This is a genomic window from Methylobacterium isbiliense (assembly GCF_022179325.1).
In the GTDB taxonomy this organism is placed as follows: domain Bacteria; phylum Pseudomonadota; class Alphaproteobacteria; order Rhizobiales; family Beijerinckiaceae; genus Methylobacterium; species Methylobacterium isbiliense.
The window spans coordinates 13,216-35,998 of the sequence record NZ_BPQQ01000098.1; the positions used below are offsets into that span (position 1 = coordinate 13,216).

Annotated in this window: 21 protein-coding genes; 9 read left to right on the top strand and 12 right to left on the bottom strand. The window is 73.0% G+C overall.

Going from position 1 to position 22,783, the window contains the following annotated elements; translation table 11 throughout:
- Positions 1–66: 66 nt before the first annotated feature.
- On the top strand, positions 67–642 hold the full coding sequence (locus MFF61_RS30130; protein ID WP_238241374.1) for a PilZ domain-containing protein: 576 nt from the start codon (positions 67–69) through the stop codon (positions 640–642).
- A 48-nt stretch (positions 643–690) separates the two neighbouring features.
- Here MFF61_RS30130 and MFF61_RS30135 read toward each other — a convergent pair whose 3' ends face one another.
- Positions 691–1,113, bottom strand: coding sequence for a hypothetical protein (locus MFF61_RS30135; RefSeq protein WP_238241393.1), 423 nt, complete (start codon positions 1,111–1,113; stop codon positions 691–693).
- 169 nt (positions 1,114–1,282) lie between these two features.
- Here MFF61_RS30135 and MFF61_RS30140 point away from each other — a divergent pair, with 169 nt between their 5' ends.
- The 3 genes from MFF61_RS30140 (at position 1,283) to MFF61_RS30150 (ending at position 5,313) form a co-directional block, all read left to right on the top strand.
- Entirely contained in the window at positions 1,283–2,416 is a 1,134-nt protein-coding gene (locus MFF61_RS30140) for an ABC transporter ATP-binding protein (RefSeq protein WP_238241375.1), read from the top strand.
- A 78-nt stretch (positions 2,417–2,494) separates the two neighbouring features.
- Positions 2,495–3,535, top strand: coding sequence for a Fe(3+) ABC transporter substrate-binding protein (locus tag MFF61_RS30145; RefSeq protein WP_238241376.1), 1,041 nt, complete (start codon positions 2,495–2,497; stop codon positions 3,533–3,535).
- A gap of 62 nt (positions 3,536–3,597) precedes the next feature.
- Complete coding sequence (locus tag MFF61_RS30150) at positions 3,598–5,313, top strand: ABC transporter permease (RefSeq protein WP_238241377.1); 1,716 nt, start codon at positions 3,598–3,600, stop codon at positions 5,311–5,313.
- A 4-nt stretch (positions 5,314–5,317) separates the two neighbouring features.
- Here the strand turns inward: MFF61_RS30150 and MFF61_RS30155 are convergent, their stop codons facing one another.
- The 3 genes from MFF61_RS30155 to MFF61_RS30165 all read right to left on the bottom strand — a co-directional run bounded on the left by MFF61_RS30155 (position 5,318) and on the right by MFF61_RS30165 (position 9,919).
- The gene (locus tag MFF61_RS30155; RefSeq protein WP_238241378.1) at positions 5,318–7,279 is read right to left on the bottom strand and encodes a methyl-accepting chemotaxis protein; all 1,962 of its coding nucleotides are present in this window, start codon (positions 7,277–7,279) and stop codon (positions 5,318–5,320) included.
- A gap of 92 nt (positions 7,280–7,371) precedes the next feature.
- The gene (locus tag MFF61_RS30160; RefSeq protein WP_238241379.1) at positions 7,372–8,358 is read right to left on the bottom strand and encodes a TRAP transporter substrate-binding protein; all 987 of its coding nucleotides are present in this window, start codon (positions 8,356–8,358) and stop codon (positions 7,372–7,374) included.
- 310 nt (positions 8,359–8,668) lie between these two features.
- On the bottom strand, positions 8,669–9,919 hold the full coding sequence (locus MFF61_RS30165; protein WP_238241380.1) for an MFS transporter: 1,251 nt from the start codon (positions 9,917–9,919) through the stop codon (positions 8,669–8,671).
- A 407-nt stretch (positions 9,920–10,326) separates the two neighbouring features.
- On the opposite strand from MFF61_RS30165, the gene MFF61_RS30170 reads away from it, so the two are divergent.
- Positions 10,327–10,593, top strand: a complete 267-nt coding sequence (locus MFF61_RS30170) for a hypothetical protein (RefSeq protein WP_238241381.1) — start codon at positions 10,327–10,329, stop codon at positions 10,591–10,593.
- Between the two features lie 10 nt (positions 10,594–10,603).
- Here MFF61_RS30170 and MFF61_RS30175 read toward each other — a convergent pair whose 3' ends face one another.
- The 3 genes from MFF61_RS30175 to MFF61_RS30185 all read right to left on the bottom strand — a co-directional run bounded on the left by MFF61_RS30175 (position 10,604) and on the right by MFF61_RS30185 (position 13,724).
- The gene (locus MFF61_RS30175; RefSeq protein ID WP_373324819.1) at positions 10,604–11,635 is read right to left on the bottom strand and encodes a hypothetical protein; all 1,032 of its coding nucleotides are present in this window, start codon (positions 11,633–11,635) and stop codon (positions 10,604–10,606) included.
- A gap of 671 nt (positions 11,636–12,306) precedes the next feature.
- A complete protein-coding gene (locus tag MFF61_RS30180; RefSeq protein WP_238241383.1) occupies positions 12,307–12,972 on the bottom strand; it encodes a 3-oxoacid CoA-transferase subunit B in 666 nt (221 codons plus the stop codon).
- A 14-nt stretch (positions 12,973–12,986) separates the two neighbouring features.
- A complete protein-coding gene (locus MFF61_RS30185; RefSeq protein WP_238241384.1) occupies positions 12,987–13,724 on the bottom strand; it encodes a CoA transferase subunit A in 738 nt (245 codons plus the stop codon).
- A 334-nt stretch (positions 13,725–14,058) separates the two neighbouring features.
- Here MFF61_RS30185 and MFF61_RS30190 point away from each other — a divergent pair, with 334 nt between their 5' ends.
- Positions 14,059–15,825 carry an AsmA family protein gene (locus MFF61_RS30190; RefSeq protein ID WP_238241385.1) on the top strand — a complete coding sequence of 589 codons (1,767 nt, stop codon included), beginning with the start codon at positions 14,059–14,061 and terminating at the stop codon, positions 15,823–15,825.
- On the opposite strand, the gene MFF61_RS30195 is transcribed toward MFF61_RS30190, so the two are convergent.
- Positions 15,813–16,535, bottom strand: a complete 723-nt coding sequence (locus MFF61_RS30195; protein ID WP_238241386.1) for an NAD-dependent deacylase — start codon at positions 16,533–16,535, stop codon at positions 15,813–15,815. The genes MFF61_RS30190 and MFF61_RS30195 overlap by 13 nt on opposite strands.
- Positions 16,536–16,773: 238 nt before the next feature.
- On the opposite strand from MFF61_RS30195, the gene MFF61_RS30200 reads away from it, so the two are divergent.
- A complete protein-coding gene (locus MFF61_RS30200) occupies positions 16,774–17,379 on the top strand; it encodes a hypothetical protein (protein ID WP_238241387.1) in 606 nt (201 codons plus the stop codon).
- The gene (locus MFF61_RS30205) at positions 17,376–18,032 is read left to right on the top strand and encodes an HAD hydrolase-like protein (protein ID WP_238241388.1); all 657 of its coding nucleotides are present in this window, start codon (positions 17,376–17,378) and stop codon (positions 18,030–18,032) included. The genes MFF61_RS30200 and MFF61_RS30205 overlap by 4 nt, the downstream gene beginning before the upstream one ends.
- Positions 18,033–18,067: 35 nt before the next feature.
- Here the strand turns inward: MFF61_RS30205 and MFF61_RS30210 are convergent, their stop codons facing one another.
- Positions 18,068–19,309 (bottom strand): adenosylmethionine--8-amino-7-oxononanoate transaminase, encoded by a 1,242-nt coding sequence (locus MFF61_RS30210; protein WP_238241389.1) that lies wholly within the window; start codon positions 19,307–19,309, stop codon positions 18,068–18,070.
- Between the two features lie 30 nt (positions 19,310–19,339).
- Entirely contained in the window at positions 19,340–20,272 is a 933-nt protein-coding gene (locus MFF61_RS30215; RefSeq protein ID WP_238241394.1) for a ribokinase, read from the bottom strand.
- Positions 20,273–20,382: 110 nt separating this feature from the next.
- Between MFF61_RS30215 and MFF61_RS30220 the strand changes: the two genes are divergently transcribed.
- Complete coding sequence (locus MFF61_RS30220; protein ID WP_238241390.1) at positions 20,383–21,174, top strand: GntR family transcriptional regulator; 792 nt, start codon at positions 20,383–20,385, stop codon at positions 21,172–21,174.
- Positions 21,175–21,186: 12 nt separating this feature from the next.
- Here MFF61_RS30220 and MFF61_RS30225 read toward each other — a convergent pair whose 3' ends face one another.
- Complete coding sequence (locus tag MFF61_RS30225; RefSeq protein ID WP_238241391.1) at positions 21,187–21,978, bottom strand: SGNH/GDSL hydrolase family protein; 792 nt, start codon at positions 21,976–21,978, stop codon at positions 21,187–21,189.
- Positions 21,979–22,256: 278 nt separating this feature from the next.
- A partial coding sequence (locus MFF61_RS30230; RefSeq protein ID WP_238241392.1) for a DUF4865 family protein occupies positions 22,257–22,783 on the bottom strand: 527 nt, incomplete at its 5' end.

Consider the following 22,783-nt stretch of genomic DNA (forward strand, 5'->3'; position numbering starts at 1 on the left):
GCCGTTCGAGGAGGATCACCGAAGGATTTTGCATCGCACAAGGGTTGCCGACGGAGCGACGGTGCGATGGGCGAGCGGAGCCAAACCCTACGTCATGAGGTGATCCTGCCGGCCCTGTGCTGGAACCGGTCGCGCCCCGATTTCTACGCGGTCACGGTCGATCTCTCGGCGGAGGGTCTCCGCCTGCGCTCCGCCATCGTGCCCTACGTCGACGAGGATCTCGTCTGCAGCATTCGTCACGTCGGCCTCATCGATGCGAAGGTCACGCGCTGCATGGGCCAGGATTTCTCGGTCCGTGTCCTGAGCCGGCGGCAGGCCCCGCGGCTCGTGGCGCGAAAACTCCTCCTGCTGGCGGCGCAGCAACGGCCCTCCGCCGAGGCGGTTCGCCTGCATCACAGGATCGTCCCGCTGCGGACGGAGGTGTCGATCACCCTGGAGGACGGCCTCGCCGTGGTGGGGCGCCTCCTCAACGTCTCGGCTTCGGGCGCCGGCCTCCTGCTCGGCGAGCCGCTGCAGGTCGGCGCCGTGGTCGTCATCGGCCGCCGGCCTGCCCGGGTCGTCCGCTGCTTCGCCGGCGGTGTCGGGGTGGTCTTCGTGACCCCGCTCGATCCGGGCGAGGTTCATGAGGCGATGGTGCTCTGACGCCGTGCGGGAGGAGGCGTCGCACGGGCGCTAGGTCCGACGCGGGCCTCACGCCGTGGAGGCCGGCTCGAACAGGAACTCGTCGGCGCGCGGGATCGAGACCGCGAGGCTCACCCCGTAGCTGGAGCGCGACAGGCGCCACGCCCGCTCGCAGGCGGCGCGCACCGCCTCCGAAGGGCGCAGACGGCGCAGGCGGCCGTCCTCCTCCACCTCCTCGATGACGAGAAAGCCGTAGACCTGCAGGCGGGCGGCGATGAGCTTGGTCTCGCGGTCGCCCGCCGCCACCGGCAGATGGCCGGCCTCGTAGACGAGGTCCATCAGGCTGCGCTGGTCGCGGCGGGAGCGGGCGAGCGCCGGGCTCGGAGCGGCGAGGTCCTCCGGATGGGCGGAGCCCGATCCCTGAAAACCCTGCGGGACCCTGGGCCGCCGGAACGGCACGACGTTGCTCGCCTCGCTCGACACGCTACGCATACGCGACACCCTTGACGTTGCTCGGGACCCGGCCGGCGCTTACAGCCCGCCGCGGCGATGCGGAGCTTTCGACGAATCCGCTTAACGCGCCCTTGAGCATCCCGGCGGCGCCGGTCCGGGGTTTGTGCCAGAACGGAGCGCGGCCGCGTCACGGCCGCGGGAGCGAGTGATGAGAGAGCAGGCATCGCGCGTGCGCCCCACGGACCCGGCCCTCGCGGTGGAGGACGTGGCCTGCCGGTTCGGCCGGGTGCTGGCCCTCGACGGCGTGTCGCTGGAGGTGCGGCCCGGCGAGGTGATGGCGCTGCTGGGCGATTCCGGCTGCGGCAAGAGCACCCTCCTGCGCATCGTCGCCGGGCTCGAACGGCCGACCCGCGGGCGCGTGCTCCTCGACGGGCACCTCGTGGCGGGGCCGGGCGTCGCGGTGCCGCCCGAGGCGCGCGGCGTCGGCCTGATGTTCCAGGACTACGCGCTCTTCCCCCATCTCACGGTGGCCGAGAACATCCGCTTCGGCCTCGCCGGGCGCCCGCCCGCCGCGCGCGAGGCGGCGGATTCGCTCCTCGACCAGGTGGGCCTGAGCGCGCGCGCCGACAGCTACCCGCAGACCCTCTCGGGGGGCGAGCAGCAGCGGGTCGCGCTGGTGCGGGCGCTGGCGCCGGGGCCGCGCCTGCTGCTGCTCGACGAGCCCTTCTCCAACCTCGACCGGCGCATGCGCGACCGCGTCCGCGAGGATACGGTGGCGCTCCTGCGCCGCACCGGCACCACCGCGCTCCTCGTCACCCACGACCCCGAGGAAGCGCTCGCGGTGGCGAGTCGCATCGCCCTGATGCGCCGGGGCCGCCTCGTGCAGGTCGGGACCGGCGAGGCGCTCTACCGCCGTCCCGCGAGCCTGTTCGCGGCCCGGTTCCTGGCCGACGCCGTGGAGATCCCGGCCCGGGTCGCGAGCGGACGGGCCGAGACGCCGCTCGGCCCGGTCGCGGCGCCGGGCTTCGCCGAGGGCGCGGCCGTCCGCGTCTGCCTTCGGCCCGAGGCGGTGGGCGTCGGACCGCGCGGCCGGGGCCGCGACGCGCAGGTGCTGCGGCGCGTATTCGTGGGCTCCGCCACCCTGCTGCTGCTGCGGGTGCCGGGCCTCGCGCAGCCCCTGCGGGCGCGGATCTCCGGCACCGAGTCCTGCGGACCGGGCGACGCCGTCGGCCTGACGCTGCTGGAGCAGGCGGTGCTGGTACTCGCCGAAGAAGACGAGGGGAGTTCTCTGGAAGAATTACAAACTGAGGCCCGTCCTGCCGCGCGGCGTTCTTCACATTAAAACAACTCCAATCTATTCTGCTTGATTTCGCTCCCGATCTGTATCTCTACGGGCGTGTCATCGTCGGAGATGCGATCCTTGTCCCGTACAATCCGCTTCCGTTCGCTCGTCGGTCTCGCGTCGCTCGTCGGGGCCGCCCTCGCCGGCCCCGCCCTCGCGCAGCAGGCCCGGGAGGTGAACCTCTACACCACCCGCGAGCCGGGTCTGATCCGCCCGCTCCTCGACGCCTTCACGGCCAGGACCGGCATCGCGGTCAACACCGTCTTCGTCGACAAGGGGCTGGCCGAGCGCGTGGCCGCCGAGGGCGCCCGCTCCGCCGCCGACGTGATGATGACCGTCGACATCGGCAACCTGATCGAACTCGTCGACAAGGATCTGGGCCAGCCGGTGCGCTCCCCGGCGCTGGAGGCGGCTGTGCCGGCCGGCCTGCGCGACAAGGACGGCCGCTGGTTCGCCCTCTCGACCCGCGCCCGGGTGCTGTATGCCGATCCCGACACCAAGGGGCTGGAGGGCTTCACCTACGAGGATCTCGCCGACCCGAAGTACAAGGGGCAGGTCTGCATCCGCTCCGGCCAGCACCCCTACAACACCGCGCTGATCGCGGCCTTCATCGCCAAGCACGGCGAGGAGAAGACCGAGGCGTGGCTGCGCGGCGTCAAGGCGAATCTCGCCCGCAAGCCCGGCGGCGGCGACCGCGACGTCGCCCGCGACATCGTGGCGGATCTCTGCGAGATCGGCATCGCCAACTCCTACTACGTCGGCCTGATGCGCAGCGGGCGCGGCGGCCCCGACCAGAAGAAGTGGGGCGACGGGATCAAGGTGGTGCTGCCGACCTTCAAGGGCGGGGGCACGCACGTGAACGTCTCGGGCGCGGTGGTGGCGAAGAACGCCCCCAACCGCGACAACGCGGTGCAACTGCTCGAATACCTCGTCTCGGACGAGGCTCAGGCGCTCTACGCCAAGGCCGACTACGAGTATCCGGTCAAGGCCGGCGTTCCGGTGGACCCGCTGCTGGCGCAGCTCGGAACCCTCAAGGTCGACGACCTCTCACTCGTCGAGATCGCCCGCAACCGCAAGGCCGCGAGCCTCCTCGTCGATCGCGTCGGCTTCGACAAGTAGGCGATCCCGACCGGCCGGGGCGGGAGCCCGGCCGGCCCCACCTTCCTCTCGTCGCACGCGGCATGCTCACCGACCACGCCCCGCCCCGGCCCCTCTCCTATGCGGCGCCGGCCCTGCCGCGTCTCTCCCCGACGCCGGGGCTGTGGCGCGGGCCGCTGCCCTGGGCGCTCGCCGCCGGCGCGGTGGCGCTCCTCGTGCTCGCGCCGCTCGCCGCGCTCGGGCTCGAAGCGCTGCAGGGATCGAGCGGGCTGTGGCCGCACCTCTTCGCCTACGTCCTGCCCCAGGCGATCCTCGATACGGGGCTGCTGCTCGCGGGCGTCGGCCTGCTGGTGGTGGCGATCGGCACCGGAGCCGCGTGGCTGGTGGCGGCCTACGAGTTTCCCGGCCGCCGCCTGCTCGACTGGGCGCTGCTGCTGCCGCTGGCGGTGCCGACCTACATCGTCGCCTACGCGTATCTCGACCTGCTCCACCCGGTGGGGCCGGTGCAGAGCGCGATCCGGGCGCTCCTCGGCGTCGCGCATCCGCGCGACCTGATGCTGCCGGACGTGCGCTCGCTGCCGGGCTGCATCCTGCTCCTCGGCTTCGTGCTCTACCCCTACGTCTATCTGCCGGCCCGCGCGCTGTTCCTGATGCAGTCGGCCAACCTCGTCGAGGCGGGCCGCAGCCTGGGGCTCGCCCCCGCCGCGGTCTTCCGCCGGGTGGCCCTGCCCCTCGCGCGGCCGGCCATCGCGCTCGGCACGAGCCTCGCGCTGCTCGAAGCGCTCAACGACATCGGGGCGGCGGAATTCCTCGGGGTGCGCACCCTGACGGTCTCGATCTACGCCACCTGGGTCAACCGCTCGGACCTGCCGGGCGCGGCCGCCATCGCCCTCGTCATGCTGGTCTTCGTCCTCGCCCTGATGGCGGTCGAGCGGGCGGCGCGGCGGCGGCGCGGCTACGCGGGCGCGGCCCAGCGGCCGCGGCGCATGAGCCGCCAGCACCTCACCGGAGCCCCGGCCCTGCTGGCGCTCGGGCTCGGCACCCTGCCGGTGGCGGTCGGGTTCCTGGCGCCCGCTGCCTATCTCGCCGTCGAGGCGCTGCACCGGGTGCGCTTCGCGGGCGTCTCGCCGACCATCCTGCGGGAGGCGCTCAACACCCTGCTGTATTCGGGGATCGCCACGCTGCTCGCCACCGGGCTCGGCCTCGTCGTGGCGGCGGGGCCGCGCCTGTTCTCCGACCGTGGTGCGTGGCGCATCGCGCTCGTGCGCTGCGCCACCCTCGGCTACGCCATGCCGGGCGCGATCCTGGCGATCGGCCTGATGCCGCCGCTGGCCGGGCTCGACGCCGCCCTCGATGGGGCGAGCCGCGCCCTCACCGGCGCCGGGCTCGGCCTCGTCGGCCTCGGCACCGGCGTCGCCCTGGTCTACGCCTACGTGGTGCGCTTCCTCGCCGTCACGGTGGGCACCAGCGAGGCGGGGCTCGCCCGGGTGCCGCGCTCGCTCGGCGATGCCGGGCGGGTGCTCGGCCGCGGCGCGGCCGCGACACTGGCGCAGATCCACCTGCCGCTGACCTGGCCGGCGGTGCTGGGCGGCGCCCTGCTGGTCTTCGTCGACTGCGTCAAGGAGCTTCCCGCCACGCTCCTGCTGCGCCCGCTCAACGTCGAGACTCTGGCGACCCACCTGTACGGGGAGGCCGCGCGGGGCACCTACGAGGACGGGGCGGTGGCGGCCCTGCTGATCGTGGCGGTGGGCCTCGCCCCCGTCGCGGTGCTGCTGCGGATGTCGACCCCGAAGGCGTGAGGGCTCACGCCGCGCGGATCGCATCGAGGAAGCCGTCGACATCCTGTTTGACCGTGAAGGACTGCGCGGACAGCTCGCCGGCTGCCGCCAGAACCTGCGCGGCGGCGCTGCCGGTGTCGCGGGCGGAGGCCAGCACGTAGGCGATGGTGGCCGAGACGTCCTGCGTGCCGCGTGCGGCCTCCGAGGCGTTCCGGGCGATCTCGTTGGTGGCCGCGGTCTGCTCGGTGACCGTCGCGGCGATCGTACCGGTGATGTCGTTGACGGCGACGATCGTCCGGCCGATCTGCGCGATCGCCCCGCAGGCCGTGGCGGAGGCCGTCTGGATCGCCGCGATGTGGCTGCCGATCTCGTCGGTGGCCTTGGCGGTCTGGCCGGCGAGATCCTTGACCTCGGCGGCGACCACCGCGAAGCCGCGCCCCGCCTCGCCGGCGCGGGCCGCCTCGATCGTCGCGTTCAGCGCCAGAAGGTTCGTCTGCGCCGCGATGGCGTTGATCAGCGTCACCGCGTGGCCGATCTTCGCGGCCGCCTGGGTGAGGCTCGCCATCGCGGCGTCGGTGGCCTCCGCCTCGCGGGCGGCCGCACCCGCCACCTCGCTCGACCGCAGCACCTGGCGCTCGATCTCCCGCAGGGAGGCCACCATCTCCTCGGCGGCCGCCGCCACGGTCTGGACGTTGGCGGAGGTCTGCTCGGCCGCCGCGCTCGACGCGACCGCCTGCCGGTCGGTGCCCGCCGCGACGTCGGTCATGGCGCGGGCCGTGACGTCGAGTTCCTCCGCTGCGGCCGTGACGACCGAGAGCGAGCTCGACATCCGGTGCTCGAAGTCTTGCACGAGCCGGTCCACGAGGTCGGCCCGGCGCTGGCGGACCGACTGCTCCGCCGCCTGCGCCTCCTCCAGGCGCACGCGCTCGATCGCGCCGTCCTTGAGCACCGCGACGGCGCGGGCGATCAGCCCGAGTTCGTCGCGCCCCTCGGTCCCGCGGACCTCCACCGCGAGGTTGCCGCGCGCGAGGTCGTCGATCGTGTCCTTGAGGCGGAGGATGGGCCGCACGATCGAACCGCCGAGCAGGGTGGCGAGGACGAGGCCGGCGAGCGTCGTGCCGACCGCGCTGGCGAGGAGCGCGTAGAGCAGGCGGGTGGAGGCCGTCTCGGTCGCGGCGAGCGCGTCGGCGAAGCGCGCCTCGGCCCCCTTGGCCGCCTGCGCGGCGGCCTGCGAGGCCTGCCCCAGCACGGCGTCGAGGGCCGTGATGGCGCCCGCGCGGGCATCGAGCGCCGCTTTGTACTGGCCGGCCGCGTCGGCCGTCGCCTTGATGGTCTCGGCGAGCGCGCCCGCGAGCTTGCGCAGCCGGTTGGTGGCGGCCGGATTGGCCTCGATGGCGGCGGCGGCCTCGCGCAGGCGGCGCGCCTCGTCGGGAAAGCCCGCGAGCGGCCGCGCGCTGCCGGCGGCGACGCCGCGCGCCGAGAACCCGATCACCTGCCCGGTGGAGCCCTGGATCTGGAGCGCGGTCGCGATCAAGCCGGGATCGGTCACCCGCGAGGCGCTCTCGCCGATGGCGTTGGCCGGATTGGCCAGCATCGCCACGGCCTGTTCGAGGGCCGTGCCGAGGTCGAAGGTCCGCGAGATCGCCTCGACGGTCGCGGTGGCCTGCTGGGTCAGCCCGTCGGCCATCTGCGCGGAGCCGGCGCCGCGGATCTCGTCGGCGAGGCGGCGCAGGCTCTCGACCATGCCGTCCCGGTCCTTGGCGAGGCCGGTGCGCAGGTAGGTGGCGAGCGCGAGCTGCCCCTCGCGGGTCAGTGCATCGGCGGCCTCCGCCCGGCGGCTGCCCGCGACCGCCTCGCCGAGATCGGCCTGCGCGGTCCGGAAGCCACCCGCGATGACGAGCGTGGCGGCGAAGCCCGCAAGCGCGAGGCCGAGAACGGCGAGGAAGCCCGCCATGATGCGCGAGCGCAGGGACCGGAACCGAACCATCTTCATCTCCGTCGCCCGGCGGGCGATCTCATCGAGGTTCACATGCGGGGTGCCCCGGCGGCGCCGGGCCGGGGCTGCGGGACGCCGCCTCGTCAGCCGACGAGGGAGCGGATCTGGCGCATGGCGTCGCCGCCGAAGATCTCGGCGAGCTTCCCTTGCACCGCCGCCACCGCGGCCTGGAAGCCGGCCCGGTCGACGTCCTCGACCACCGTCATCCCGCTCTCGCGCAGCTTCGTCAGGCCCTTCACGTCGGCGACGTCGGAATAGTCCTGGGACGCCTTCGTGCCGATCACGGCGGCCTTGCGCAGCACGTCGAGGTCGGCGGGGCTCATCTCCTCCGCCACGTCGGCCGAGAACGCGAGCAGCGACGAGGTGTAGACATGCCGCGTGAGCGAGACGTGCGACTGCACGGTGTACATCTCGCCCGCGATGATCTGCGCGATCGGGTTCTCCTGCGCCTCGAAGCGCCCGGTGCGCAGCGCCTCCCGCAGCTGCGGGAACGGCAGGGTTTCGGCGGCGGCCCCGAGGGCCTGGAAGGTCTTCAGGATCGGCGGGGCCAGCGGCACCCGGAGCTTGAGGCCCTGGATGTCGGCGACCGTCCGGATGGGCTTGTTGGCGGTGAAGTTCCTCAGGCCGATCTCGCCCCAGCCCAGGTTGACGATGCCCTTGGGCTTCAGGAGGTCGGAGCAGTGCTGCCCGAGCGGCCCGGCGAGCGCCGCGCGGGCGGCGGCGGCGTTCGGGAACAGGAAGGGCAGTTCGACCAGGATCGTCTCGCTGCTGTAGGGGCTGGTGACGCCGGCGGGCGCGAGGGTGAGGTCGAGGGTGCCCTCGGCGACCGCCTTGAGCATCTGCTGCTCGTTGCCGAGTTGCGAACTCGGGAAGATGTCGATGGCGAGCCGCCCGTCCGAGAGGCTTGCCGCCGCCTTGGCGAAGGCGTCCGCATGGGCCTGGGTGATCGAGGTCGGGGAGTTGTTGTGGCCGAGCCGCAGCTTGCGGGTTGCCGCACGGGCGATGTGCGGCATGGCGAAGGCCGCGGTGGAGGCAGCGAGCGTAGCGAAAAGAGAGCGGCGTGACAGCATCGACGGGACTCAGGTTGGACCAGGACTGGCAGCGCCAAGAAAACGCCTACCGCGTTAAATTTCAGTCACCTGGGTCATGTCCGCCGGTCGGATTCGTATTTTCGATACAGAAACGCTGCCGGACTGCCGATGACGCTGCGTCGAAGCGAAGGCCGTCTCATCGGCTGGCGTAGCGTAGTTTCGCTCATCGGGCCCGTCGGCCGGTCCGCCTTGGCGCGCCGCACGGGTCCCCTGCGGCCGCGCCGCCACGGCGCGTGACGAACGCCCCGGGACCGCGGCCCGAGGCGCGCGGAAGATTCCTGGAAGCCGGTCAGGCCGCGGCGAGACGCGCCCGGGCCATCTGCCGCTGCCGCAGCCAGAGCGCGATCGAAACCGTGCACAGATTCCACAGGAGGCCGTGCGCGAAGGCCGCCGCGTAGGTGCCGGTGAGATCGAAGATCACCCCCGAGAGCCAGCCGCCGAGCGCCATGCCGAACAGGGTCGCCATGATGACGATGCCAACCCGCGCCCCCGCCTCGCCGGGCGGAAACAGTTCGCGCACGATGATCGCGTAGGCCGGCACGATGCCGCCCTGGAACAGCCCGAACAGGGCCGAGATCACGTAGAGCGAGGTGAGCCCGTCGAAGACGAGGTAGAGGGCGAGCGCCACGCCCTGCAGCACGGCGCCGAGCAGCAGCGTCGCGACGCCGCCGATGCGGTCGGCGAGGAAGCCCGAGGCGACCCGGCTGACGATGCCGAAGCCGAGCATCAGGGACAGCATCTCGGCCCCGCGGGCGACGCCGTAGCCGAGGTCGCCGCAATAGGCGACGATGTGCACCTGGGGCATCGCCATGGCGACGCAGCAGGCCAGCCCCGACAGGGCGAGCAGCCCCTGCAGCGCCCCGGGCGACAGCCCGACTGCCGTGACGCCCCGCGGCCCCGCCGCCGTCCCGGCGCCGGCCGTCCGCGGGGGGCGCCGTCGCATCAGCAGGGCGAGCGGCAGCATGGTGACGAGGCAGAACAGCCCGAGCGCCCCTTGCGTGGCGCGCCAGCCATAGGCCTCGATCGCGTACTGGACCACCGGCGGCCAGATCGTACCGGCGACGTAGTTGCCCGACGCGCACAGCGACACCGCGATGCCGCGGCGGCGCTCGAACCACAGCGAGATGTCGGCCATGAGCGGCCCGAAGGCCGCAGCACTGCCCAGCGCCCCGATCAGCAGCCCGTGCGCCAGCGTGAAGCTCCACAGGCCCCCGGCGAGCGCGGTCGCCCCGTAGCCGGCCGCGAGGCAGACAGCCCCGACGGCGAGCGGCGCCACGATGCCGAACCGGTCCGCGAGGCGCCCCATGAGCACGCCGCCGAGGGCGAAGCCGATCATCGTCAGCGTGTAGGGCAGCGAGGCCTCGGCCCGGGCGAGGCCGAACTCCGCCTGCACGGCCGGCAGCACCACCACCACCGACCACATGCCGACGCCGCCGATGGTGGTGAGCAGCACCGCGACGACGAGGCGCCGCCACGCGGCGGGGGAATCCGGGCCGTCGGCCGGGTCCGGCCGTCCTGCCGGCAGGGGGGTGGGCGTCACGGGCGCATCCTCGAACGGCGGCCCCGGCCGGTCTTGGAGGCCGGCTGCGGGGGTGCGGGAGGATGGGATCTAGCAGCCCGGCCCGGGGCTGCGGTAGCGACCGCAGGTCATATCAGGGCGGACCGGATCGCGGGCCGGCCGCCTCACCCAAGTCAGTTTCCAAGTCAGTTTCCAAGTCCGTTTTCAAGCCCGTCCCCAAGTCCGGGTCCGCCGCTCGTCGCCTCTCGGCCGACCGCCTGCGGTCTCTCTCCGCTGCCGGTGTCCTGAAGCGGCCGGATCTGGCGCCGGACGTGGCGAATGCTCCGCGCAACGCGAATCAACATGGGAACAACTGCAGCGGACGCGACTTTCCCCTGCGACCGGTCGCCGGTCCATCAGGCCGGCGAGGGCCTCCCGGAGAATACCGCATGATGCGTTCGCTGCCCGCCCTCGCGCTCTGCACCCTGCTCGGTCTCACGGGGAGCGCCCTGGCACAATCCGTCGGTGCTCCTGCCGGCAGCGACCCGGCGACGGCCCCCGGCGGCACCGAGGGGATCGCCGGCCCGCGCAACGAGCGGGAGGCGGAGCGCCGCGGCGATGCCATCCCCGCACCGCGCGGGATCGGCGAAGCGGCCCCGCCTCCGATGGCCCGCCCCGAGGCCGCGCCCCCGCCGCCGCCTCCTCCGCGCCCCTGAGGGCTCAGCCTCAGAAGACGTGAATCGAGACGCCGGCGAGGAAGGTCTTTTCTTCGGCGCCGGCGCCGGAGAAGCCGGTCGTGTAGATCGCCGGTGTGACAGCCCGGTTGTAATAGTTCTGATCGTTGCCGAACTTGTTGCGCCAATACTGGAAGCCGACAAAAGCGTCGAGCTTGCCCGGTTGGTTCCAGATCAGCTTGCCGACATCGAGGACCAGATTGGTGCGTGACAGGAATTCCACGGTGGTCGGCGTAGATGTCGGCGTCGAGACGCGGCCCTTGGGCAGGACGATGTTGTTGAAGCCGGCGATCCTCAGCGGCAAGCCGCCCAGCAGCGAATCGAGGGGGAAGCTGTAGACGATCTCGAATTCCGGCGTGGCGTTGAACTCGACCTCGCGGTAGGGCGCGACGGCGAAGCCGTTGCGGTTCCATTCCTTTGAGGCGTGCACGGCCACGTTCAGGAAGCCGGCCGGGACATCGACCGAGAAGACCAGGCCGCCGACCACCAGCTTCTTGTTCGGCCCGAACGGCGAGTTCTTGGTGTTGGCATCGAAGCCGAACGACAGCGACACGTCCTTGATGATCCCCGGAATCGCGAAGACGGTCGTCCCCGTGATCTTGTTGCCCGAGAGCGTGCCGCGATAGAGGCCATAGGCCTCGGCCGCACCGTAGCCGAACAGGGTCGTCTGCCCGGGGATCACGTTGCGCGTCCCGGCCGGATCCTGCGAGGCGGATTTCAGGATGTCGAGGGAGAAGAAGTTCGTGCCGTAGGCCCAGGCGTTGGCATGGGAGATGTTGAGCACGTTCTTGGGAATGTCCCGCCCGTCGCTCGGGTCCGCGGTCTTGAGCTTCGGATTCCCGGGTTCTGCGGCCGTGAAGACGTGACGGTAGCTGATCTGGGTGTCGGCGAACACGAAGAACGGTGTCTCCTTGACCGCGACCGGCTCGGCGCGCACCGGCGCGGGATCGGGCTTGTCGGCGGCGGCGGCCGGCAGTGCCAGGGCCAATGAGAGAATTGCCGCACCGGCCGCTCGTCTGGGCATCGCCTTATCTCCAGGGAATTCTTTGAAATGCCCTAGAGTAAATTGCAGCTCCGTCCTGACGTAAATGGCCGTGGGGTCCTGCGATGGTGGTGGGGCGCGAACCAGTTCTTGTTTGTAACAAAATTGCAACAGTTATAACTGCAGATTGACTGTGCATATCTGCTAAAAATCGATGCCAGGCTGCGCACAAAATGATCAGATAGCGCAGAAACTTTGCGGCATGTGCCTGCGGCTGCCGCAGATCATCGCTCGGCACGGGTCCGACTGGTGAACCTTAGGGCATGTTCGGAAGGAGCAAGTCCTTTGGGCCGCGCCTGACCCCTTCCGTGCAGGAAGGGCCGGTTCCAGGCAGCCTTGCCGCTGCGTCGGCGGAGCGTTCGGGAGGCAGGTCCGCTGCTGCCGCCGTGTCGTGCCGACGGACCCGGATGCAGGCCGCGATCCGCGGTCTCGCCAATGGCGCCCCGGCGTCCGGCGATGCCGGGTTCGGGCGCGCAGGATGGAGGCGTCTGGCGGTGGGTCGGGAGGCTCGCTCGCCCCGGCGGCGCAGATCGGTCCGGAGGGCGCCGCGTTGGCCGGCCAGACCCGTCAGTCGCGCTCCGGGGGGGCGATCCGGCCCAGCCGGTCCTCGGGGCAGGCCCCTCCCCGCGACCGGCGGAGAGGGGCGGGCGCCCTCAGGTGTTCTTGAGCGCCACGCGGTACGGCGCCTCGGTCTTGGCGCGCACCTCCTCCTCGGTGACGCCGTCGGCCAGCTCGATCAGGCTCATGCCGCCATCGCCCTTCTTGTCGATGGTGAAGACGCCGAGATCGGTGATCACCATGTCGACCACCTGCGTTCCGGTGAGCGGCAGGTCGCAGGCCTTGAGCAGCTTCGGGCTCTCCGAGCCGTCCTTGGCCTTGGCGACGTGCTCCATCACCACCACGACCTTCTTGACGCCGGCGACGAGGTCCATGGCGCCGCCCATCCCCTTCACCATCTTGCCGGGGATCATCCAGTTGGCGAGGTCGCCGTTCTGGGCCACCTGCATGGCGCCGAGGATCGACAGGTCGATGTGCCCGCCGCGGATCATCCCGAACGAGTCGGCCGACGAGAAGTAGCTCGTGGTCGGCAGTTCCGTGATGGTCTGCTTGCCGGCGTTGATGAGGTCGGGGTCCTCCTCGCCCTCGTACGGGAACGGGCCCATGCCGAGCATGCCGTTCTCGGACTGCAGCTGCACCGACATGCCCTCGGGGATGAAGTTCGACACCAGCGTCGGGATGCCGATGCCGAGGTTGACGTAGAAGCCGTCCTGCAGTTCGCGCGCGGCGCGCGCGGCCATCTGGTCGCGGGTCCAGGCCATGATGAGGTCTCCTCCTAGATCGCGCCGCCGCCGACCCCGGCGGCTTCCGCGCCGGCGCGCGTGCGGGTGGTGCGCTGCTCGATGCGCTTGTTCGGGTTCTGGACGTGGATCATCCGCTTCACGAAGATGCCCGGCGTGACGATGTGGTCGGGGTCGATCTCGCCCGGCTGCACGAGGTGCTCCACCTGCGCCACGGTCATGCGCGAGGCCGAGGCCATCATCGGGTTGAAGTTGCGCGCCGTCTTCCGGTAGACGAGGTTGCCCTCGGTATCGCCCTTCCAGGCGTGCACGAGCGAGATGTCGGCGAACAGGCCGCGCTCCATCACGTAGGACTCGCCGTCGAACTCGCGCACCTCCTTGCCCTCGGCGATCAGCGTGCCGACGCCGGTCTTGGTGAAGAAGGCCGGGATGCCCGCGCCGCCCGCGCGGATCCGCTCGGCGAGCGTGCCCTGCGGGTTGAACTCGATCTCCAGTTCGCCCCCGAGATACTGCTTGGCGAAGGTCTTGTTCTCGCCGACGTAGGACGAGATCATCTTGGCGATCTGGCGCGTCTCGAGCAGGACGCCGAGGCCGACCCCGTCGATGCCGGCATTGTTCGAGATGACGGTGAGGCCCTTCACGCCGCTCTCGCGCACGGCGTCGATGAGCACGTCCGGGATGCCGCACAGGCCGAAGCCGCCGGCCATGATCGTCATGCCGTCCCGCAGCAGCCCCGCCAGGGCCGCGGTGGCATCGGGATATACCTTCTTCATGTCGTCCCTCTCCTGGGCACCGGATCTTCGTCGGATCCGCCGCCGGCCGCACCGGCGCGCCGGTGAACCGGGCGCTCGATCGTTTCCCTCTTAAGCATCGTTCGGCCGGCGGGTCACGGGGTCGCATGCGAAATGCGTGACACGGCGGATCGTCTCCTGCGGCGCGCCGCGGCGGCCCGTTGTCCCCCGCCGCCGGCCGGCGACGCGGCCAGGGTTGAAGACAAACCGCATCGGACCGTTTAAGGGAGGGGCGGGGGATGGGGCGTGCGCCGGCCGCGAGCCGCGGCGCTTCGTCGGGGGCGGCTCTTTGTGTCTCACGCATAGCCGGGGAGCGATGTCGCGCCGATCCATCCTGGGCCTCTGCGGCGCGTCGCTCGTCGTGCTCGCGGCCGCCTGCCATTCCTGGACGGTGGCCACGCCCGCCGCGTCGGCCTTCGTGGGCAGTCACTTGGCCGGCGCCTACGGCCTCGCCTTCACGGCAGCCGGGCCGACCACCCTCACCCTGCTTCCCGTGCCGCGGCTCAGCTTCGGCGGCGCCCGCCTCCTCCACGACGGCCGCCTGCTCGCCGAGAGCCGCGTCCTCGACGTGCAGCTCGGGCTCGGCGGCCTGCTGACGGGCCGGGCCGAGGCGGCGGCGCTGACCCTGTCGGACGCTCGCCTCGTCTGGGCGGAGGGCGACGACCGATGGACCGCGCCGCTCGCGCGGATTGCCGCCCGGCTCGGCGAGGGCGTCCGTCCCCTGCGCCGCCTCGTCCTCGACAGTGCCCGCGTGACCGGCCCCGAGGAGGGCGCGCCCGACGAACTCGCCGGCCTCGCCGTCGCGCTGACCTGGCCGCGGCCGGGCGCCGCCCTCGAACTGTCCGGGAGCGGCACGTGGCGCGGCCAGCCTGCATCCGTGCGGCTCACGGCCGCCCACCCCCTCGGCCTCGCGGCGGGCGGCACGAGCCCCTTCACGGCCGCCCTCAGCTGGCCCGCGGGATCGCTCGAACTCGACGGGACCGGCTCGTGGTCCGGCCACTCGACCGGTTCTCCGGCCGGCTCTTGGAAGGACGGCCTGCGCCTCGCGGGCGAGGTCCGCGGGACCGCCGCGCTGCCCGCCACCCTGGCTTGGCTCGGGACCGCGGCCCCCCTCGCGCCGCTCCTCGGCCGCGTCGCGTTCGAGGGCCGCTTCGAGGCCGAGCCGGGCGCGGTGGCGATGCCGGCCCTGCGCCTCGACGTCGCCGATGCGCGGCTCGAAGGGGCGGGCGCTGCGGTCATGAGCGGGGGGCGCCTCGCGCTCTCGGGCACGCTCGCGGCGGAGCGGATCGACCTCTCGGCGCTGCTCGACGTCGCGGCGGCCTGGAGCCGCGCCGCGCCGGCGCTCGACGCCTTCACCCGCGGCGACCTCGACCTGCGGCTCTCGGCCGCCGCCGCCCGGGTCGGGCCGCTCCGGGCCGAGGACGTCGCCGCCGGCCTGATGATCCGCGCCGGCGCCGTCGAGGCGACGCTCGGCCGTGCCACCGTGGCGGGGGGCACCGTGAAGGGCCGGGCCGCGCTCGCCGCCGGGGCCGCCGGCGTCGATCTCCGGGTGCAGGGCACCGCCGACCGGATCGATCTCGGGGCGCTCGTCGCCGACCTCGACCTGCCGCGCTGGGCCGGCGGCCGGGCACAGGGTTCGCTGGTGCTCGACACCGCCGGGGCGGACATCGCCGAGATGGGCCGGCGCCTCGCCGGCCGGGCCGCGTTGACGGTGGAGGGCGGCGAGGTTCTTGGCCTCAGCCTCGCGGAGGGGGCGGAGCCGCAGCTGCGCCGCGGCGGCCGCTTGGCGTTCGAGCGCGCGCAGGCGACCCTCGGCCTTGCCGGCGGCGTGGGCGAGATCACAGCCGGGCAGGTGCGCACCGCCTCCTCCGCCGCCACCCTGCGCGGCCGGGTCTTTCTGGCCGAGCGGCGCCTCGCCGCGACGGCGGAGATCGAGCCCCGCGGCGGCGATCCGCTGCGCCCGGCCGCCGAGGCGCGCCTTTTCGAGATCGCCGGCCCCTGGACTGCCCTGCGCACCCGCGCGCTGTCCCCCCAGCGCCCCAGCCCCGCCCTGCCGACCGCGGCGAGCGCCTACGCGCCCTGACGCGGGCGGGGTCCCGCCAGCACCCCCTCGACCCAGGCCGGCACCGTCTCGGTGGCCGGGCCGTAGGCGGCGGTGTGGAAGGCATCGGCCGTGTCGGAGGGGTCGAGGTTGATCTCGTGCGTCGGCAGGCCGAGGCGACGCGCCCGGGCGACGAAGCCCGCGGCCGGATAGACCGCCCCCGAGGTGCCGATGGCGACGAACAGGTCGCTCTCCGCCAGCCCCGCCTCGATGGCGTCGAGATGCAGCGGCACTTCCCCGAACCAGACCACGTCGGGGCGCATCCCGCCGGCGCGCCCGCAGGACGGGCAGGGCGTGGCGACGGAGAGATCCTCCGCCCACGGCGTCGCGGCCGTACAGGCGAGGCAGCGCGCCCGCAGGATCTCGCCGTGCATGTGCATCACCGCGGCGGCGCCCCCGCGCTCGTGCAGATCGTCGACGTTCTGCGTGCACAGAAAAAGCCGCCCGCCCCGCCCCGCCAGCTCCTTCTGGAGCCGGGCCAGCGCCCGGTGCGCGGCGTTGGGTGCGGCGGCCCGCACGCCCTGCCGGCGCAGGTTGTAGAAGGCGTGAACCTCCTCGGCATCGGCCGCGAACGCCTCGGGCGTGGCGAGACGGGCCGGATCGAATCGGCTCCACAGGCCGCCGCGCTCGCGGAAGGTTCCGAGCCCGCTCTCGGCCGAGATGCCGGCTCCCGTGAGCACGAAGATGTTCATGCCGGCCCGCCTCCCGAACGGTCGCGGAACCGCGCGCGGGGCGCGACAACAGCGTGAGAACTTGCGGGCCTGCGATTGTGGGCGCCGCAAAACGGTCGGGCCATGATCCTGATCATCCGCGTTGACGGTTTATCAATTCCTAGCATGGACAAGTGCGGTGTCTCATCCTAAGTGAGGGTCAGGGGCTGGCGCCGCGAGCGCGGGGCCCCATCCCGAACAGATCGCTTCAGGACATTCGATGACGCGCTATCGCGCGAGACCGTCGTTCACGGTCGAGATCAAACGTACCCGCCCGTCCCCCGTCGCCGGTCCCGGCGAGCCCGGCAGCCTCCCGCTCCCCAGCGAGCCCGCGCCGAAGCCGGCCGGCCGCGGCCTGTGGGCCGGCACCGGCTTGATCGAGGAGGCGCAGGCCGCGACCCAGTCCGGCCGGTTCGACGAGCCGGCCGCCCCGCCCCCGCCGCAGCGCCGCGCCGCCGCGAGCAGCGCGCCCGCCCGACGGGTCCTGCCGAGCCTGATCGCCCCGCCGGAGCCGCCCGCCCCCGAGCCCGAGCCCGTGCCCGAGGAGGACGAGCCCATCTTCCGGCGGCGCAGGCCCGTCATCCGCAAGGCCGCCGCCCCGGCCCCGGCGCCGCAGGGCTTCGTCTGGCCCGAGGACTGGCCCGACGAGCCGCCGGCCCCGGCGCCTTCCCTGCCGGCCCCGATCGCCTTCGCCGCGGCTCCCCGCCCGGACGCCGAAGTTGCTCCCCGCCCGACCGGCGAGGCCGCTCCCCGGCCTAAGCGGCGCGAGGACGACCTGCGGGTCGGCGAGCGCTGGAAGCGGCGTCTGCCTCGCTACTGCCGGTGAGCCCGCCGGCCGCGGTGCGGCTCGCGATCCTGGATTTCGACGGCACCCTGGCGGACAGTTTCGCGTGGTTCTGCGGCGTGCTGAACGGCGTCGCCGACCGCTACGGCTTCCGCCGGGTCGAGGCGCACGAGATCGACGCGCTGCGGGGCCTGTCCGCCCAGGCGATCCTGCGCCGCCTGGAGGTGGCGCCCTGGAAGCTGCCGCTGATCGCCCGGCACATGCGGGCCCTCGCGGCCCGCGACGCGGCGGCCCTGCGGCTCTTCCCGGGCATCGCCGGCATGATGCGGCGCCTGCACGCCGGCGGCGTGACGCTGGCGGTCGTCACCTCGAACCGCCGGGATACGGTGCGGCGCGTCCTCGGCCCGGCGCTCTCCGGCCTCGTCGCCCATACCGCCTGCGGCGCGTCCCTGTTCGGCAAGACGCGCAAGTTCCGGGCGGTGGTGCGGGCGAGCGGGATCGCCCCCGCGCACGTGCTGTGCCTCGGCGACGAGATCCGCGACGCGCAGGCCGCCGCGGCGGCCGGCCTCGCCTTCGGGGCGGTGGCCTGGGGCTACACGACGCCCGAGGCGCTCCACCTCACCCGGCCCGCCTACCTGTTCGAGACGCCGGACGCCGTCGCCGCGGCGCTCCTGGCACACCGGACCGGGGGCTGAGGCCGCGTTCGATCGGACCGGGCATCGGATGAGACCTATCCCAGCACCTCCCGCATGGCGGCGAGGAGCCGGGCGAGATCGTCCTCCGGGATCGTCAGGGCGGGCGTCAGGTAGACGATGTCGCCGAAGGGACGCACCCACACCCCCCGCTCCAGGAAGGCCCGCTTCAGGCCGGGCAGGTCGAGGGGCGGGGCGAGCTGAACCGCGCCGATCGCGCCGAGCACCCGCACGTCCACGACGCCGGGGCGTCCCCGCAGCGGGGCCAGACCCTCCGCGAGGCGCTCCCCGATCGCCCGGGCCTGGGCGAGCCGCGGCTCCCGGGCGAACAGGTCGAGGCTGGCCTCGGCCGCCGCGCAGGCGAGCGGGTTCGCCATGAAGGTCGGGCCGTGCATCAGGGCCGCGGCCGGGTCGTCCGACCAGAAGGCGGCGAAGACCTCGGCCCCCGCCACGGTGGCGGCGAGCGGCAGCGTGCCGCCGGTGAGCGCCTTCGACAGGCAGATCAGGTCCGGCACCACCCCGGCCTGCTCGCAGGCGAACAGCGTGCCGGTGCGCCCGAAACCGGTGAAGACCTCGTCGAGGATCAGGAGGAGGCCGTGGCGCCGCGCGAGCCGGGCCACGCTGGCCAGCACCTCCGGGGCGTGCAGGCGCATGCCGCCCGCCCCCTGCACCAGCGGCTCGACGATGACGGCCGCAAGCGACCCGCGATGGCGCGCGAGGCCTTCGTCCAGCGCCGCCTCCCGCGCGCGGCTGTCGGGCAGGTCGAAGAAGATCTGCTCGGGCAGGTAGCGCCCGAAGCGGCGGTGCATCCCCTCCTCGGGGTCGCAGACCGACATCGCCCCCATCGTGTCGCCGTGATAGCCGCCGCGGAAAGCCGCGAAGCGGCTGCGGCCGGCGACGCCGCGGTTGAGCCAGACCTGGGCTGCGGCCTTCAGGGCGACCTCGACGGCGACCGAGCCCGAATCCGAGAAGAACACGTGGTCGAGGTCGCCCGGCAGCAGCCCGGCGAGGCGGCGCGCCAGCGCCTCGGCCGGGGCGTGCGTGAGACCGCCGAACATCACGTGCGGCATCGTGTCGAGCTGGGCTGCGACCGCGGCGCGGATGTGGGGATGGTTGTAGCCGTGACAGGCTGTCCACCACGAGGCGATGCCGTCGACGAGTTCGCGCCCGTCCTCCAGCACGATCCGGCTGCCGTGCGTGCGGGCCGCGCGCAACGGCGGCGGCGCCGTCTTCATCTGCGTGTAGGGACGCCAGAGGTGGTCGGTGCGGGGCGCGCTCATGCGGGCAGTCGGGCCGAACGCGCGGCGGTGTCAAGCCGGGAGGGTGGCGAGCATCGCGTCCCGCTCGGCCCGGTCCGGCAGCGCGTCGAACACGCCGGCCCGGCGCACCACGCAGGCGCCGCAGGCGGCGGCGTGGCGCAGGCTCTCGGCCAGCGGCAGGCCCTCCGCCAGCGACACCGCCAAGCCTGCCGTAAAGGCGTCGCCCGCGCCGATCGTGTCCACGGCGGTGACCGGGAAGGCCGGCTGGGCGACAAGCGCCCCTCCCGTCTCGCGGGCGAGCGCGCCGTCCGCGCCCATCGTCACCACCACGAGGCGCGGGCCGCGGTCGAGGAGGCGGGCGATCATCGCCGCCGGATCGGCCTCGGGCAGGCCGAGCCCCGCCCGGCAGGCCTCCGCCTCCGGTGCGTTGACGACGAGGATGTCGGTATCGGCAAGCAGCGCCGGCGCCGGCAGGCGGAAGGGCGAGGGGTTGAGCAGGGTCGCCACCCCGGCCCTGCGCGCGAGGCGGAACCCCTCCGCGATCGCCTCATCGCCGATCTCGAACTGGGCCAGCACGCAGCGGGCGCGCACGAGCCGGGCGGACGCGTGCCGGACCGCCGCGGCGTCGAGCCGCGCATTGGCGCCCGGATAGACCGCGATGCAGTTCTCGCCGGCGGCGTCGATGAAGCCGATGCCGGCGCCGGTCGCGCCCTCGACGCGGCGCAGCATCCCGGCGGGCAGATCCGCCCGACGCAAGGCCGCCTCCGCCAGATCGCCGAACAGGTCCAGGCCCGCCGCGATCAGCCCGTCGACCCGGGCCCCGAGCCGCCGGGCGCCGACCGCGAGGTTCAGTCCTTTGCCACCGGGATCGACGAGGAAAGAATCAGCCCGCAGGGTCTCGCCCGCTCGCGGCAGCCGCGCCACCGTGGCAGAACAGGCGACCACGAAGCTGCCCAAGACGAAGAGGTCCGGATCGTCCCCCATGTCGGTCACGACAAGAATCCCGTCCCGCCGGACATCAGTCCCACGCACCGGCAGAACATCACGTCGGGTTGCGGTTGTCATGAGGGAGACCGTTCGGACCACGGCCGCCGATGTCTGACGGCGTGCAAGGCCCCGACCGGACGCGGGCGGCGCGGACGCCCGGCCTCGCCAGCCTCGTGCGGCTGCGGCAGGACACGGCCAAGCCCCTCTACCTGCAGCTCGAAGAGCAACTCCGGGCGCTGATCGAGGACGGCACGCTCGCGGGAGGCACCACGCTGCCGGCCGAGCGGTCCTTCGCGGAGGCGATGGGGGTGAGCCGCACCACGGTGCAGCGCTGCTACGACACCCTGCGCCGTCAGCGCTTCCTGAGCGCCCACGGCCGGCTCGGCTTCGTCGTCGAGGCCGGCCGCACGCGGCTCAGTCCCGGCATGGACCGCCTCAAGGGCTTCACCGAGGAGATGCGGGAACTCGGCCGGGTGCCCTCGTCCGAGATCGTCGAGCGGCTCGTGCTCCACGACCGCGCCATCGCCTCGCTGTTCGGGCTGCCCTCGACCGTGCCCTTCCTCAAGCTGGTGCGCATCCGCAAGGGCGATGGCATCCCGCTCTCGCGGGAAGTGGCGTGGTACAACCTCGGCGCTGCGCCCGCCCTCGCGGAGGCCGATCTCGGCGGCTCGGTCTACGCGCTGCTGGGGACCTGCGGGGTGCCGCTGGTGCGCTGCCAGCAGACGATCGAGGCGGCCATGGCCAACGCCGTGGAATGCGCGGTGTTCGGCTTCGAAGAGCCCCTGCCCTGCCTGCTGATCAAGCGCCGCTCCTACGACCGCGAGGACCGGATGATCGAGTACGTCGAGGGGCTCTTCCGCGGCGACGCCTATGCCTACCGGCTCGACCTGCGGGCCTGACGGCGCGCGGAATCAGCCCTTGCGGGTCGTCGGCAGGCCGGGCAGCGCCGGGCGCTTGGCCCGCGCCACGGCGGCGCCTGCCGGGGCCGGCGCGGCGGCCTTGACGATCACGCGGCTCAGCGCCTCGGCGAGGCAATCGTAGCCGCGATCGCCCATATGGAACCCGTCCGCCGACAGCATGCTGGTCAGCAGCGCCGGGTCCTGGCGGCCCCACTCCTTCATCAGGGCGTAGCGCGAGAAGACCGGCACCTCGTTCTCCGCCGCCGTCGCGGCCACGAGGCCCACGAACCGCTCGTAGCGGACGCGGTCGGGGATCGCCGGATAGAATTGCTGATCGACCAGGATCAGGTCGCTGCCCGCCGCGCGCACAAGTGCGATGCCGCGCTCCAGAAGGGTGCGGAACCGGCCCTCGTCGCCGCCCCGGACGGCGTCGTTGGTGCCCACCTGCCAGATGACGAGGCTGGGCTTGACGGGCTGCGCGAGGGTGGCCTCCAGGCGCAGCAGCGTCTGGTCCGCGGTCTCGCCGCCGATCCCGGCATTGACCACCGCCACCGGCGCCTCGCGCCACGCCTGGGTCAGATCCTCCTCGAGCTGGTGCGGATAGGCCCGGACGGGCGACGAGGCGCCGATGCCCTCCGTCGACGAGGAGCCGATCGCCAGCACCCGCACCGGATGACGGTCCGCGAGGTGCGCGCCGGTGGCCGGCAGCGCCGCGACGTCGCGCAGCATCACGCCGGTGCCCGTGCACGCCGACCCCGCCAGGGCAGGCCCCCCGAGAAGCACCAGGGCCACCAGGGCCGCCAAGCATCGCCCGTGGCGATCCGCATGACGGACCGCCCGGCCAAGATCGAACCGGAGCATCATCTTCGATTGTCGCGTGGTCTGGCGTGGAACACTTGTGTGAATTGTTGGCCCGGAGGCGATCCTGCGAGTAGCATGACGATCTATGGCATGCCAGTGAAAATTCCGGCGAATGCCATGCTGTGCCGAAGTTCTTCCGGGGTGGTCGCTGCGTCCGGTACGCCTTTCGTCGCATTCTGGTCTCGGTCGTGACGCTTGCGTAAGCTTGACCGATCGTTGTCTCAGCGTGGCAGAGCGGTCCAGCCGGGCCGGGCGAGGTGCAGGATCGCGAAGGCCCGGCCGGGTGATTCGGCGGCCGCGTCGGTCGCCAGGGTGAGCCGCGCGAGGCGCCATCCGGCGGGATCGAGGGCGGAGACGCGGGCGAGGATGCCCGGCTCGGCCATCGCGGCCTCGTTCCGGGCCGCCTCCGCGCGGCGCAGGGCGGCGAGGTCGGTCCCGGGATCGAGGGGCGCCTCGTCGTGCCGAAGCACCGCCGCGGCTCCGGGCTCTGCGCCGGCCCGCACGTCGAGCGGCAGCAGGGTGTCGACGCGCGGGCGGCCGAACGTGTCGGTCACGGCGCGGAAGCGCTCGTCCGTCAGCATGGCGAGGGCGGCCTGCGGATCGAGCCAGAGGTAGAACGACGCGTAGATGTTGTCCTGGGCCTCGCAGCGCCCGCGCTCGCGGGCCTTGCTGCGCCCGCGCTCGCGGGCCTCGCTGCGCCCGCGCTCGCGGGCCACGAAGGCCTTGAAGCCGAGGCCCGGCGTGGCGT